Genomic DNA, 14,509 nt, shown 5'->3' with positions numbered 1-14,509 from the left:
TGATTAACGGACAAATTCCTGCAACAACATGATTCGTCTACTTCTTTATATAGCAGACAAATGTCGTGAGTGTGTACTGCAGGCGTAATATTCAGTCAGGGCCTTACGCAACCGAGCTTTTGTTGGCCCAGTCGAGAATGGTCTTGGGGCCTCCACGAACAAGAATCCGGCCTTCTTTCTTGCCCAGTTGGTAGTCGTACATTGGGTCGTAATAATCCTGGAGCAGTGACTGGATCCAGGCGTTGTGGGCCGCTGTCTCTCCGGTGGCTTCCTGCTGCAGGAGTGCCTGGTCCATCAGGCCGCGCAGCTGCTGGTGTCGCTCCCCGCCCAGGCGCTTGCGGATGCGGTCAATGGCGCTCAGCAGATAGTCCCGGAAATTCAGCCAGCCTGCTTCGGCCCCGTCGCGGTCCACGTAATCCGAGTACATTCCCTCAACATAATCCTCGCGGATGATGCCAATACGCTCTTCCATCGGTTGCTCGAGGATCAGCAACGGCGACCTGGCCATCCGCTCCTTGAGGGATTCGGGCAGGGCGCAACGGCCAACAAGGCGGCTTTCATCTTCCAGATAGACCGGACCACTGTTCAGGTGGCGGGCTTTGAGCATGGCTACCGCCAGCCGGTTCTCGAAATCGATTTGTGAAGGCTGCGGTGTTACCTGACGCCCGAAGCTGGAACCCCGGTGATTGGCCAGGCCTTCAAGATCCACCGGATTGGGGAGCTGTTTCAGTACCCGGGTCTTGCCGGTGCCGGTGCGCCCGCTGAGAATCCGGAACTCGCCGGATTCGATCTGCGCTTCCAGACTGTCGATCAGGAATCGGCGCAATGCCTTGTAGCCGCCTTTGACCAGCGGGTAGTCAATTCCGGCCTCCCGGATCCACTGCTGGGTGAGCCGGGAGCGCAGGCCACCCCGAAAACAGAACAGGTAGCCGTTCGGGTGGCGGGCGACAAAACGTTTCCAGGCTTCAATGCGCTGGGCCTTGATGTCACCGGACACCAGCTGGTGCCCCAGTTCAATCGCCTTGTCCTGACCTTTCTCCTTGTAACAGATGCCGACCCGATGGCGCTCCTCATCGTTCATCAGGGGCGCGTTTTCGGTATTCGGAAAGCTGCCACGGCTGAACTCTACCGGTGCCCGGACGTCCATCAGCGGCACATCATTCAGGAACAGGGAAAGGTAGTCGTCGGTGTCGGGTCTGCTTGCCATTTCAGCGGTAAACCAGTTGTCAGATGGAGGCGGCAGTATAGCGGAAATGGGGTTTTTCTGCTTGTCGCCGCCTGTTTCCCGGACTGGTCACGGGTACAATGACGCCTTCCGGAAAATTGAGGTTGGGTACCCCATGTCAGTGGACAGTCTGAATCAGCACCTGCGCAAAACCCTCTCCCGAGGCCGGGTGGCCGTTTCCCGTCCTGCCGGTTGTGAGCGCATTGCCCTGTACCTCTTTGACCCGAGGGTGCTTGAGGGGCCGTTATCGCACGAAGAGGCCCAGGCGGTCGTTGCCGAACCCGCCTACTGGTCGTTCTGCTGGGCCAGCGGCCAGGTGCTCGCCAACTGGATTCTGGACAATCCCCATTGGGTTGAGGGCAAGCGCGTCCTGGATTTCGGCTCGGGATCCGGAATCGTGGCTGTCGCGGCGGCAATGGCCGGAGCGAAGGAAGCCATCGCCTGTGACATTGATCCGGCTGCGCTGGACGCGGCCAATGCAAATGCGGCTCTCAATGGTGTTTCCGTTGGCCTTTGCCCTGACTGGGCAGCCCGACCGGACGAAATAGATGTCGTGACCGCCGCGGATGTGCTCTATGATCCGGAAAACCGGCCGTTGCTCGGCGTTTTACGCGAGGCGGCTCCTCGGGTGCTGCTGGCGGATTCGCGGATGAAAGTGTTGGGTGACGATGCCTACCGCAAGCAGACAACGCTTGAGGCCCGGACCTGGCCGGATCTTAACGAATTCGAGGAGTTCAATAGGGTTCGTATCTACCTGGCCGAGAACAACCAGTGATGGATCAGAGGTGAGAAAAAAGAAGGTATAAAAAAATAAAGGGCGACCAAACGGTTACCCTTTCTCGGAACAGGTCGGCGCATCCTTGCGCATTTGGCAACAGCCGTGTTGCGAGATCCTTGAGCCACTCCGTGGTGCCGGCATCCGAGCCGGCTATCCGAATAGTTATCCCTTAAGCGAGGCGTCCTTGTGTCCCTACCTCTCCCCGCGGTCCTTGCCGGGGTGCATCCAGTGCGTCGTCCATTTCCCTGTCATCCTTGACAACAACAATATACCAACTGGATTCTGACAAACGTGTGAACTGTGCACGCATCGCAGGAGATGTCAGCGTGGGTGTCTACAATAAAACAAATTTATCAGTGAGTTAGCTTTTCCCTGAAGAGTTTCTGGCACTGCCGCGTACACAACGTCACTGCAAGATCTCACGCCTTTGTAAGAGATATCTCACAGCGATTCTGGCGAGTTTCGCAAATCCGGTTTTCCGGTGTTTCGGATGCCGGGCCAGGGAAGAAGTCCGATGGCAATGCCGGCGCCGTCCGCAGCCAGATCGGCCAGGGAAAATTCCCGATAGGGCAGGGTTGCCTGGATAAGCTCAATGCCAAGGCCAAAGCCCAGCAGGGCCGGCGCAAACCAGATGGGCCGGAGCTCCGGCCAGGCCAGCCGGGTGAGGATGGTGAGCTCGAGGAAGGCGATCAGATGGTTCACCTTGTCGTTCGACGATGAAGGTATGGCATGAGGGCTGTCGGTTGTCGCCAGAAACCCGATGGCCAGAACGGAAACCACAAAGGCTGCCTGCCAGAGGGGGCGGAATTGCAGCAGGCTGGTCAGTTGTTGTTTCAATGTATCCATCGGGGAAGTCACTGAGCGTTCTCGGGCTGTGGGAATGTTGCCAACATGATATGCTTTGCGCCCCGTCATTGTCATTGAAGCGGAGGTCCTGCCAGCTATGCTCAAGGGTAATTTTTTTCGTGGACTGGGCTACCTGGGTGAGGGTTTCCGCCTGATTCGTCAGCCCGGTCTTCGGCTGTTCGTCATCATTCCACTGGTTATCAATATTCTGCTCTTCGGATTGCTGTTCTTCTTCATGGGAGAGCTGTTTGCAGGCCTGATTGCCGCCGCGATGTCGTGGTTGCCTGACTGGGCGTGGCTGCAGGCACTGGATTGGTTGTTCTGGATTCTGTATGGGGCGGTCATCGTACTGATGCTCGCCTACGGCTTTGTGATCGTTGCCAATCTGATTGGTTCCCCTTTCTATGGCTATCTTGCCGAGCTGACAGAAAAGCACCTGACCGGCCAGGAGGTGAATACCGATGACAGCTGGGCATCGATCATCAAGGATATTCCCCGCGCACTCTGGCGCGAGGTTCAGAAGATCCTGTATTACCTGCCGCGGGCTATCGGTTTACTGATCATCGGTCTTATACCGGTTGTTAATCTGGTGGCTGCTGTTCTCTGGTTCCTGTTCAACAGCTGGATGATGGCGCTGCAATACGTGGACTACCCGGCAGACAACCACAAGGTCAGTTTCCCCGCACTGCGACGGTTGCTCGGCGACACCCGCCTGTCTGCCTTCGGCTTTGGCCTGCCGGTGGCGCTGGCCGCCATGGTGCCGGTGCTGAATCTGTTTGTCGTGCCGGCGGCCGTATGTGGGGCGACGGCTTACTGGGTGCGTGAGAACGGCGCCACAAGAACTTAATTGGTCTGGAGGTTTCTTGGATACATCGGAATTTGTTATTGGTCAGCGTTGGGTCAGCCACAGTGATACCGGCCTGGGGCTCGGGATCGTCACGGATATCTCCGGGCGCCGGGTGACCCTCGGGTTTCCCGCCGCCGATGAGGAGCGCACCTACGCGATTGATAACGCCCCGCTGTCCCGCATCATCTATCAGTTGGGGGAAGAGATTGAGACCTTCGATGGCGAACGGTACACCGTCCGTGCAGTTGAGGACCGGGGCGGGGTGCTCCTGTATCACGGGGACGACGGCACCGATCTGCACGAAATTTCCGAGGTGAAACTCGCCGGATCCGTGAATTTTTCTGCGCCGCACCAGCGGCTGTTTGCGGGCCAGTTCGATCGCAACGGCGCCTTTCGCCTGAGGTTTGCCACGCTTCAGCACATGAACCGCCTGCGGGCATCGTCAGCCCAGGGGTTGATCGGCGCCCGCACGCAGCATCTGCCACACCAGATATACATTGCCCATGAAGTTGCCCGGCGCCATGCGCCACGGGTTCTTCTGGCAGATGAGGTCGGTCTTGGCAAAACCATCGAGGCGGGTCTGATCCTCCACTATCAGCTGCACACTGGCCGGGCAAAGCGTGCCTTGATCGTGGTACCGGATTCCCTCACCCATCAATGGCTGGTGGAAATGCTCCGCCGCTTTAATCTGCGATTTTCCATAGTGGATCAGGGTCGCTACGACGCTCTGAAAGAGCAGGAAAGCGACGTGGATGCGCTGGTTAACCATATTTTTGGCGATGAAGATGCGGTGAATCCGTTCGAGAGCGAACAGCTGGTGCTCTGCAGTCTCGACTTCCTGAAGAAAAGCCAGAAGGCGCAGGACGATGCCCTCAAGGCTCACTGGGACCTGATGATTGTTGATGAGGCCCATCATCTTGCGTGGAGCCCTGAAGAGGTTAGCCCGGAATACCGGATTGTTGAGGAACTGTCGGCGGTCAGCCGCGGCCTGCTCTTGCTGACAGCAACGCCCGAGCAGGTGGGTATCGCCAGTCACTTTGCCCGCCTGCGGCTTCTCGACCCGGCCCGTTTCCATGATCTGGAAACCTTCCGCAGAGAAGAGCAGCAGTATGAAGCCATCAACAGTGTTGTCCGACGGCTTCAGGACGAAAGCTCCGATATCAGCGAGGGCGATCAGAAGCTGCTGCGGGAATGGTTGGGTGAAGAGCTGGACCAGCTGTTTGCCGGTGACAATCCGAGGCAATCGGTGATCGATGCCCTGCTGGACCGGCATGGTACCGGTCGCGTGCTTTTCCGGAACACCCGGGCGGCCATCCAGGGATTTCCCGAGCGTCGACCCGAACCTGAACCGTTGCCTTGCCCGGCCATGTACGAAGGGCAGGCCTCAGGTACTCAGGGATTGACCCCGGAGCAACTGGTGCCCGAGGAGCAGTGGCTGGCGGACGATCCCCGGGTTGAATGGCTTGAGAAAAAGCTGATCGGCCTGCGCCCTGCCAAAGTGGTGGTGATCTGTGCCAGTGCCCAGACTGCCATGGCCCTGGAGCATTATCTCCAGCTGCGGGCGGGTATCCGCAGTGCTGCCTTCCATGAACACCTGAGCCTGATCGAGCGTGATCGCGCCGCCGCCTATTTCGCCGACACGGAGCAGGGTGCCCAGGCGCTGATCTGCTCTGAAATCGGCAGCGAAGGCCGCAATTTCCAGTTTGCCCATCATCTCGTGCTCTTCGATCTGCCTGCAAACCCGGACTTGCTCGAGCAGCGCATCGGGCGGCTGGACCGGATCGGTCAGACAGAAGCGATTGATATTCACGTGCCCTACCTCAGTGGGACCAGTCAGGAGGTGCAGTTCCGCTGGTTCCACGAGGGCCTGAACGCCTTTGCCGAAAGCTGCGCGGTGGGCGTTGCCGTTCAGGAAGCGGTGCAGGCCCAGTGGCAGCAGGCTATTGATGGCGACCTTGATGTGGCTGATGGACTCGTCGAGGCCTCCGCGGACGAAGCAACGCGCCTGAAAACGCTCTTGCAGGCTGGCCGTGATGCCTTGATCGAGCTGAATTCCTGTCGCCCTGAGGTGGCAGAGGATCTGATCGCCGCCATCGAAGACGAAGAATCCGAGGCCCGGGTTCGGGATTACATGGTGGAGGCTTTTGACATCCTCGGCGTGGATGTCGAAGACCATGCCGATCACTCCGACATTCTGCGACCCGGCGAGCAATATCAGGCCGGCCATGTCGCCGAATTACCGGAAGACGGGATTACCGTGACCTGGGACCGACAGAATGCCTTGGAGCGGGAAGACCTGGCTTTCATGAGCTGGGAGCACCCGATGGTCACGGGGGTAATGGACTCGGTGACCAGCTCCGGCCTTGGCAAGGCCGCGCTCGCCAGTCTTTCCGTAAAGGCGCTGCCGCCCGGAACGCTGTTGATGGAGGCCCTGTTTACTGTGCACTGCCCGGCACCGGAAGCGCTCCAACTGACCCGCTACCTGCCGGTCTCGCCACTTCGGCTGCTGGTGGATGTAAATGGCAAGGAACTCTCGGGCGCGTTGCCCCACGACCGTCTTAACGAGATGTGCTCGAATATCCGGCGGCGCACGGCCCAGGCCATCGTTCCGCAGATCCGGCCCCAGGTGGAAACCATGGTGGATCACGTGGAGCGGTTGTCGGAGCCTCATCTGGAGCCCCTGAAGTCACAGGCGCTTGAGCAGCTGGAGGCCAGTTTCGGACCGGAAATCCGTCGGCTGGAAGCATTGCAAAAGGTGAATCCGGCGATTCGTGAGGAGGAAATCGACTTTTTCCGCGATCAGTTCGAGGCGGCAAAAGAGGCGATAGGGCACGCCAGCCTGGCATTGGAAGGCATTCGTGTGATCGTGACCGCATAATGCCAGGTGTGATCTCCGTAACTGGCTGACTGTGCGGCATTTGCTGGTCAGCCCTCATCTGATGCGGTACCGTAAACGTAACGGTTTATAGTCTTCGACATTCCCGAACCATGGATGACAGAGAGAACCTATGATGACTTTCATACTGTTTGTAGTGGCACTGGCTGGCCTGCTGATTGTGATGCGGCGCGAGTCTGGTGCAACGTCCGCGATTGGCGTAATGGCCGTTACCGGCCTGCTGTCGCTGATTTTTGCCTCTGGTTTGCTGGCCCTGGTTTTGTTTATTGGTGCCGCCGTAACAGCTGCTGCCGGCCTCCCCGGGTTTCGCCAAAGCTGGCTGACACCCCGCATTTTCGCGATGTTCAAGAAGGTCGCACCGAAGGTTTCGGAGACTGAGAAAGTGGCTCTCGAAGCCGGTACGGTCGGCTGGGACGGTGAACTGTTCACTGGTCGGCCTGACTGGCACAACCTGCTGATCAACCGCAATACCGGCCTGAGCGAGGAAGAACAGGCCTTCGTCGACAACCAGTGTGTCCAGGCAATTTCCATGTGTAACACCTGGGACGTGGCGGTCGAGCGGGCTGATCTGCCCAAAGAGCTGTGGGACTTCCTCAAGAAGGAAGGTTTCTTCGGGATGATCATTCCCAAGGAATACGGTGGCCTCGAATTCTCTGCCAAGGCGCAGTCTGCAGTTCTGCAAAAACTGGCATCCAACGAGACGCTCATGGTGTCTGTGGGCGTACCCAATTCCCTTGGTCCTGGCGAGCTGCTCGTCAAGTACGGCACCGAGGAGCAGAAAAACCATTACCTGCCAAGGCTTGCAGACGGTCGTGAAATTCCGTGCTTTGGTCTGACGGGCCCAAGGGCTGGTTCAGATGCGACGTCGCTTCCGGACACCGGTATCGTTTGCAAACAGAAAGTCGATGGCAAGGAAGTTGTCGGTATCCGGCTGAATTTCGAGAAGCGCTGGATCACCCTGGCGCCCATCGCCACGGTTGTTGGCCTTGCCTTTCGCATGTTCGACCCGGACGGGCTTCTGGGCGAAACCGAAGACTATGGTATTACCTGCGCACTGATCCCCAGGGACACCAAAGGCATGGAGATCGGCCGTCGTCATTGCCCGATTGGCAGCCCGTTCCTGAATGGCCCGATCAAGGGTAAAGACGTCTTCATTCCGCTGGACTACATCATCGGTGGCGTGGATATGGCCGGTCAGGGCTGGCGTATGCTGGTTGAGTGCCTGTCGGTGGGTCGCTGCATCACCCTGCCGTCCGGTGCGGCCGGTGCGGCTGCGTCGGCCGTTGGCACCGCTGGTGGTTTTACCCGTATCCGCCGTCAGTTCAATACGCCGGTTGCTGATATGGAGGGTGTGCAGGAGCCTCTGGCCCGAATCGCCGCCAAGACCTATATCTCTCAGGCAGCTGTAAACCACACTGCCAATATGATTGATAAAGGTGAGAAGCCGGCAGTGCCGTCTGCCATCCTTAAATACCACCTTACCGAGTTCCAGCGCGGTGTATTGACCGATGCCATGGACGTTCACGGTGGCAAGACCGTCACGCTTGGCCCGCGTAACTACCTGGGCATAGGCTACAGCGGTGCCGCTGTCTCGATCACTGTTGAGGGTGCCAACATCATGACCCGCAGCCTGATGATCTTCGGCCAGGGCGCCATTCGCTGCCATCCGTATGTGCTCAAGGAGCTGGCGGCCAAGGACAACGATGATATCAACGCGTTTGACGATGCGTTCTTCGGCCACGCCGGGCTGATTTTCGGCAATGCCGCCCGCGCCTTCACCCAGGCTCTTGGTCTTGGACGGGCAGATGTGCCGTTTGACAGTGCCAGTCGCAAGTACGCGCAGGCCGTGGCCCGCTTCAGCGCAGCCTTTGGTCTGTGCTCGGATGCCGCGATGACCACGCTTGGCAGCGAACTGAAAATGCGGGAGCTTATCTCTGCACGGCTGGGGGATATGCTGTCCAACCTGTACCTGGCTTCCATGGTCCTCAAGAACTGGCACGAGACCCAGCCGGTAGAGGGTGAGAAGGAAGTAATGGAGTACAGCCTGGGCATGCTGCTGCATCGCACTGAAAACGCCCTGGATGAGTTCCTCCAGAACCTGCCGAATCGCGCCGTGGCGCTGGTTCTGCGGGGCGTCACGATGCCGCTTGGCCGTCGCTGGGGCAGTCCGCAGGACGACCTTGCGCGCAAACTGGCTCGTGCAATATCCACAGACACGCCTATCCGCAATAAGCTGATTGCCAGCATCTGGCATACCAATGGCGAGGGCACCGTGGAGAATCCGGTGGCTCGCTACAACGGTCTGCTCAAGGACTATGACAAGGCAGAACAGCTATACCGGAAAGCGACCAAGGCCTACGCCAAAGGTGAATTGCCGATGACCGCCTTGCATCCGGAAGAGCGGTTTGAGGCGGCCCTGAAGGCTGGTATCTATACCAAGGAAGAGGCCGATTTCATGCGCCAGTATGAGACGGTGGTACTCGAGATGCTGACGGTCGATGACTTCCCGTTTGATGAGTTTGCGCGCAATAAGGAGACAGTGATTGATCACAACCCTGCCTGACAGGAGACAGCCCTGACATGTGGTTGTCGTTCGTTGCTGTGAGTGTTGGCGCCGTCATCGGCGCCAACCTTCGTTGGGCTCTGGGATTGTGGTTGAACACGACATACCATGCCGTTCCTTACGGAACGCTGGTTGCCAATCTCAGTGGTGGTTGGCTGATCGGGCTGCTGATCGGTTACTTCAGCCATGGCACAACGCTGGCACCAGAGTGGCGGCTATTTGCCATAACCGGATTGTGCGGTGCGCTGACCACCTTTTCGACGTTTTCACTCGAGATGTTTGCTGCAATCCAGGACGGCAAATGGGCCATGGCCATCACCGGTATTCTGGCCCACGTTGTCGGCTCCATCCTCATGACTGCACTGGGAATTTACACCTTTGGCCTGGTGAAGGGATGATGGGTACCACTACCTACACAAATTCTCGAAAATACCCTTGGCAAGCTTCGGATTCAGGAGTAAAGTGAAAGGCGTAGGAAAGATTCAGTAAAGCATTTCATGAATAAGACGTACCTCCGCAGTTAGTAGTGACCGTCCTGTTTTTGATTCCGCGAGTTCTGTATTTCCGCAAAACGCTGACCTGACACCATGAAGGTGCGAGGCGGCAGATAATATGATTGATTTCAGGAAGTTTAAGTATGTCTACTACTACCGGTACTGTTAAGTTCTTCAACGAAGCAAAAGGCTTTGGCTTTATCACTCGTGAAGGCGGCCCGGACGTTTTTGTTCACTACAGCGCTATTCAGGGCAGCGGTTTCAAAACTCTGGCAGAAGGCCAGCAGGTTGAGTTCACCGTTACCCAGGGCCAGAAAGGTCCTCAGGCGGAGAACGTTGTTGCCCTGTAATCCCTGATGGATTCGGCAATAACCGCCAAAAAGGCAGCTTCGGCTGCCTTTTTTAATGGCTGAAAAACGCCTGGCAAGGTGGCACGCTTTTGTTATTTTCCCATCATTGTGTAATCTTTACCGACCTGCTGCTCGTTTAACCGGAAGTCGAGATCTCCAGGAATCATTACATGCTCCGACCGCTCAAGGCCGCCTGGATCCTGTTCTGGGCCATACTGCTCACCCTGATTCTGTTCTTCCCGATTGTTATTGCAGCCCTTTTGGGGAAGCGAGGGGATGCAGCGTTCCACGGCACCCAGATCTATGCATGGATTATCCTGAAAGTCTGCGGTATCCGCCTCAAGGTTCGTGGCAGGGAAAACATCGAGCCCGGTCAGCGATATGTCATTCTGAGCAACCATGCCTCCTATCTTGATCCCCCAGCGCTGGTGCTCGCCCTTGGTCTGCAATATCGATGGGTGATCAAGAAAGAGTTGCGCAAGGTGCCCCTGTTCGGGTTGGCACTGGAAGCCTCGCGGAATTTGTTTATCGATCGCTCGAAAGGCAGTGATGCACTGGAGAGCATCAAGCGGGGTGTCGGCCAGCTCCCGGACGGCACCGGCATTCTGATTTTCCCGGAAGGAACCCGTTCGTGGGATGGCAAATTACTACCCTTCAAGAAGGGTGGTTTCGTCATTGCACAGGATGGCGAGCTTCCGATTCTTCCTGTCACCATCTGTGGGTCCCACCAGCGATTGCCCAAGGGAAGTGCTGCCTTCAGCAGCGGTGACATTGAAATCGTCATTCATCCCCCGATGGCGTCCGGGGCTTTGCCGCTGGATGATCTGATGACAGACGTTCGCAACAGTATTGCGTCGTCCCTCTGAAGCAGAAGAACCCGGCCGTCCGGCCGGGTTCCGGTGTTCAGCGCACGGTGTTACCGGGCGAAAATAGCCTCGTAGAAACGCATGGTTCCCTCCCAGGAACGGGTGGCGGCCTCTTCGTCATAACCTATCGGCATGCCGAACTCCTCGGCGACCTTGTCAGCGCCAGGATTGGTGAATGAGTGCAGCACGCCGGGAAAGCTCACCAGGGTGAGATCGACTTCTGCGTCCTGCATCTCCTTCACCAGGCCGGCGACCTGGTCCGAGGGAACCATCTTGTCGGCACCGCCGGTGTAAACCTGAACCCTGGCCTTCACTGTTCCGGCTTCGGCGGTTATGGGGCTGCCAAGCGCACCGTGGTAGCTGACGACGCCGTCGAGATCCACGCCCATACGTGCCATATTCAGGACCACCGCGCCGCCGAAACAGTAGCCTTGTGCAGCGATGCGGGACGCATCAACGCTTTCATGGTTTTGCAGGATCTCCATCGCCTTCATGAAGCGCGCCTTCACCTGATCCATGTCCTTGGTCGCTTCCTGCATGAACTTCTGGGCAGTATCAGGGTGGTCCGCCTGCTTGCCAGAGCCATACATATCCAGGGCAAAGGCGGTATAGCCGGCGGCGGCGAGCCGCTCTGCCTGATCCCGGGCGAAGTCATTGTGGCCCCACCACTCATGCACCACCAGAACACCCGGGCGCTTCTCTTCGAACTCATTATCCCAGGCCATGTAACCGGTGAAGGTGGTTTCACCGACCTTGTATTCAACGGTCTTGGTTTGCATTTCTGCCAGTACCTGCGTGCTTGCCAGCGCTATTGAGAAGGTTGCGGCTGCCGCTGTTGCTTTTAGGGGTGTCATGATCTGTCCTACTCCTTTTGGGTCGGATTGTCTTTTTGTCCGGAAATCTACGCCCGGAACCGGTAAACCGATGCAATCAGTTGCCAATCCAGTATAGGACCTTTTGACTACACTACAGTCAGACACACGCAAATCCCGAATGATCTGGAGGTTGTGTATGAGGATCGGTGTACCCAGGGAAATCAAGAACCGCGAATACCGTGTAGGCATGACACCCGCTGCCGTTCATGAGCTGTGCGGCCACAATCATGAGGTGTTTGTGGAAACCGGAGCTGGCCTCGCCATTGGCTTTTCCGACGAGGATTATCGGCAGGCCGGAGCGCGAATTCTTGAGACGGCCGGGGAGGTTTTCGATACCGCAGAGTTGATCGTCAAGGTCAAGGAGCCCCAGGCCGAAGAGCGGGCCATGCTGAAGCCGGAGCACACGCTTTTCACCTATCTGCATCTGGCCCCGGACAAAGCGCAGACGGACGACCTGGTGAAGTCCGGCGCTACCTGCATTGCCTATGAGACAGTGACCGACCATGGAGGGCACTTGCCCCTGCTGGCGCCGATGTCGGAAGTCGCCGGGCGCATGTCGATCCAGGCCGGTGCCCATTGCCTGGAGAAAGCCATGGGCGGTCGCGGCGTGCTATTGGGCGGCGTACCCGGTGTCAGTCCGGCGCGGGTAGCGGTCGTTGGTGGCGGAGTTGTCGGCCAGAATGCGATTGCCATGGCGGTCGGGTTGGGTGCCCAGGTCACGGTTCTGGACCGCAACATGGACGTACTCAGAAACCTGGACCATCTCTACGGCAACCGCATCACAACCCTGTTTTCAACGGCCCAGACTCTGGATCAGGCGGTGACGGAATCCGATCTTGTCATCGGCAGTGTGCTCATTCCAGGGGCCTCTGCGCCAAAGCTGATCACCCGCGACATGATCCGCCGGATGCCGGAGGGAAGCGTTATCGTGGACGTTGCCATTGATCAGGGTGGCTGTGCCGAAACCTCCCGGGCCACGACGCACGACGATCCCACGTATATTGTTGATGGTGTGGTACATTACTGCGTGGCGAATATGCCGGGTGCCGTTGCGCGCACGTCGACTCTGGCGTTGAATAACGTCACTTTGCCTTTTGTGGCGGCCCTGGCCAACAAGGGTCCGGATCGGGCGATGAAGGAAGATCAACACCTCAGGGCCGGGCTGAACGTGGCCGCGGGCAAGGTGACCTACAGGGAAGTGGCAGAAGCGACCGGGCACCCATACACCAACCCTGAATCCCTGTTGGGATCCTGAGTGTGAAATCCCCGGAGAAACCATGAAACTGATCGGATCCACTACTTCACCTTACGTTCGGCGCATTCGTATCCTGCTGGACGAAGAGCCCTATGAATTCCTCAATCTCAATATCTATGGTGAAGGCCGGGACGAGCTGCGGCGAAACAATCCGACCCTGAAAATTCCGGTACTCGAAGACGGTGGCAAGGAAATCTATGATTCCCGGATTATCGCCCGTTACATCAGTGCCAAACAGGGCCGCGATCCGCTGACCTGGGATCAGGAAAACCAGCTGACCATGATTGATGGCGCCAATGACTCCGCGGTCACCTTGCTGCTCTCGGAGAAGTCCGGAATCGATACCGGCGCCGACCTGATGTTCTACAACCTTCAACGTGAACGCATCATGACAACCTTGCGCACGCTGTCGGCAATGGCGGAAGAGGGCCAGTTCGAGGAATGGAATTACCCGGCCATCTGTCTTTATTGCCTGGTAGACTGGCTGGATTTCAGGGACCTGGTGGACTTTTCCGGTGTGGAGAGCCTGTTATCCTTCCGCGACAGCCACCGGGATTACCCCTGGGTTGCCGAGACCGATCCGCGCAATTCCTGACTCCGCGCGGCCGGCAATCGCCGGCCGCCGCCTCCAGCCAAGGCTGAAAAAAACTTGCCCGATCATCCTGCGTCATTTTGCTTTCGCAATCGCTGTTCTTGACTATAGTTAAGATTAAGGAACAGCGTCTGATCTGCCGGTTACCGCGTTCCGTACGTATAAATACCAACAATAGAAGAGAGAGGGGGTCATCCATGCTCCTGTCACATGCGTTCGGTCTCTTTACCCATCCTGATGAAGAGTGGGCTTCCATACGAAAAGAACATGAAACTCCGCGCCGGGTCTATGTTGCCTATGTTCTGATTCTGGCGGCGATAGCTCCCATTTGTGCCTATATATCGACTGCCTATTTCGGCTGGACGGTTGGCAATGAGCGGCTGATCAAGTTAACCGAGATCAGTGCAATGCAGCTCAGCGTGTTGACCTATCTGGCAATGCTGGTCGGCGTTTTTGCGCTGGGTTATGCCATCAACTGGATGGCAAGAACCTACGGCGCCAAGGAAGAACACGTACCCTCGAACGGTATTGCCCTGGCAGCCTACTCCTGCACTCCTCTGTTCCTGGCAGGATTTGCCCTGTTGTATCCAGTGCCCTGGTTCAACGCCATCGTCTTCCTGGCCGCCGCCTGCTATGGCGCCTATCTAATGTATGACGGACTGCCGATTGTCATGGGCATCGAAAAGGAGCGGGCGGTCATGTACGCCGGAGCGTTGCTGACCGTCGCCCTGGTGATCCTGGTATCCACTCGAGTGGGTTCCGTCATTCTCTGGAACTTCGGAGTCGGTCCGGTATTTATCAGCGGATAGACCGGGTTTAAACGGACCGTAAAAGGGGAGCCACTGGCTCCCCTTTTTTATGGTTTCTGGTTCTTGCAAAAGACTTGTCGTGATTTGCCATCCCCCTGTCGCAAATTGGCAAT

The 14,509-nt window shown here is 57.5% G+C and carries 13 protein-coding genes; 10 read left to right on the top strand and 3 right to left on the bottom strand.

Translation table 11 applies throughout. From position 1 onward, the window contains the following. Positions 1 to 103: 103 nt before the first annotated feature. A complete protein-coding gene (gene mnmH / locus BM035_RS05250; RefSeq protein WP_092030556.1) occupies positions 104 to 1,207 on the bottom strand; it encodes a tRNA 2-selenouridine(34) synthase MnmH in 1,104 nt (367 codons plus the stop codon). 133 nt (positions 1,208 to 1,340) lie between these two features. Between mnmH and BM035_RS05245 the strand changes: the two genes are divergently transcribed. Next, positions 1,341 to 2,000 (top strand): class I SAM-dependent methyltransferase, encoded by a 660-nt coding sequence (locus BM035_RS05245; protein WP_041645686.1) that lies wholly within the window; start codon positions 1,341 to 1,343, stop codon positions 1,998 to 2,000. Between the two features lie 444 nt (positions 2,001 to 2,444). Here BM035_RS05245 and BM035_RS05240 read toward each other — a convergent pair whose 3' ends face one another. After that, positions 2,445 to 2,849, bottom strand: a complete 405-nt coding sequence (locus tag BM035_RS05240; protein WP_014578558.1) for a VanZ family protein — start codon at positions 2,847 to 2,849, stop codon at positions 2,445 to 2,447. A gap of 97 nt (positions 2,850 to 2,946) precedes the next feature. Between BM035_RS05240 and cysZ the strand changes: the two genes are divergently transcribed. The 6 genes from cysZ (at position 2,947) to BM035_RS05210 (ending at position 10,865) form a co-directional block, all read left to right on the top strand. Then, positions 2,947 to 3,696, top strand: coding sequence for a sulfate transporter CysZ (cysZ, locus tag BM035_RS05235; protein ID WP_092030554.1), 750 nt, complete (start codon positions 2,947 to 2,949; stop codon positions 3,694 to 3,696). Between the two features lie 16 nt (positions 3,697 to 3,712). Continuing rightward, the gene (rapA, locus tag BM035_RS05230; RefSeq protein WP_092030553.1) at positions 3,713 to 6,574 is read left to right on the top strand and encodes an RNA polymerase-associated protein RapA; all 2,862 of its coding nucleotides are present in this window, start codon (positions 3,713 to 3,715) and stop codon (positions 6,572 to 6,574) included. Between the two features lie 130 nt (positions 6,575 to 6,704). Further along, complete coding sequence (locus BM035_RS05225) at positions 6,705 to 9,155, top strand: acyl-CoA dehydrogenase (protein ID WP_092030551.1); 2,451 nt, start codon at positions 6,705 to 6,707, stop codon at positions 9,153 to 9,155. Positions 9,156 to 9,172: 17 nt separating this feature from the next. Continuing rightward, positions 9,173 to 9,553: a fluoride efflux transporter CrcB gene (gene crcB / locus BM035_RS05220; RefSeq protein WP_008172952.1), complete on the top strand. Its 381-nt coding sequence runs from the start codon at positions 9,173 to 9,175 to the stop codon at positions 9,551 to 9,553. 239 nt (positions 9,554 to 9,792) lie between these two features. Next, positions 9,793 to 9,999, top strand: coding sequence for a cold-shock protein (locus tag BM035_RS05215; RefSeq protein ID WP_008172950.1), 207 nt, complete (start codon positions 9,793 to 9,795; stop codon positions 9,997 to 9,999). Positions 10,000 to 10,169: 170 nt separating this feature from the next. Further along, entirely contained in the window at positions 10,170 to 10,865 is a 696-nt protein-coding gene (locus BM035_RS05210; RefSeq protein WP_053113200.1) for a lysophospholipid acyltransferase family protein, read from the top strand. A 50-nt stretch (positions 10,866 to 10,915) separates the two neighbouring features. Here BM035_RS05210 and BM035_RS05205 read toward each other — a convergent pair whose 3' ends face one another. Beyond that, positions 10,916 to 11,719, bottom strand: a complete 804-nt coding sequence (locus tag BM035_RS05205) for a dienelactone hydrolase family protein (RefSeq protein WP_175497341.1) — start codon at positions 11,717 to 11,719, stop codon at positions 10,916 to 10,918. A gap of 157 nt (positions 11,720 to 11,876) precedes the next feature. Here BM035_RS05205 and ald point away from each other — a divergent pair, with 157 nt between their 5' ends. The 3 genes from ald to BM035_RS05190 all read left to right on the top strand — a co-directional run bounded on the left by ald (position 11,877) and on the right by BM035_RS05190 (position 14,396). Continuing rightward, positions 11,877 to 12,995 (top strand): alanine dehydrogenase, encoded by a 1,119-nt coding sequence (gene ald, locus BM035_RS05200; protein WP_053113198.1) that lies wholly within the window; start codon positions 11,877 to 11,879, stop codon positions 12,993 to 12,995. A gap of 22 nt (positions 12,996 to 13,017) precedes the next feature. After that, positions 13,018 to 13,590 carry a glutathione S-transferase family protein gene (locus BM035_RS05195; protein ID WP_008173565.1) on the top strand — a complete coding sequence of 191 codons (573 nt, stop codon included), beginning with the start codon at positions 13,018 to 13,020 and terminating at the stop codon, positions 13,588 to 13,590. 194 nt (positions 13,591 to 13,784) lie between these two features. Continuing rightward, positions 13,785 to 14,396, top strand: coding sequence for a Yip1 family protein (locus BM035_RS05190; protein ID WP_008173563.1), 612 nt, complete (start codon positions 13,785 to 13,787; stop codon positions 14,394 to 14,396). Positions 14,397 to 14,509 lie beyond the last annotated feature (113 nt).

Source organism: Marinobacter sp. DSM 26671 (assembly GCF_900112835.1).
Classification (GTDB): Bacteria; Pseudomonadota; Gammaproteobacteria; order Pseudomonadales; family Oleiphilaceae; genus Marinobacter; species Marinobacter flavimaris.
Note: the sequence above shows the minus strand (reverse complement) of the source record. Positions and strands in the feature narration are given on the sequence as shown.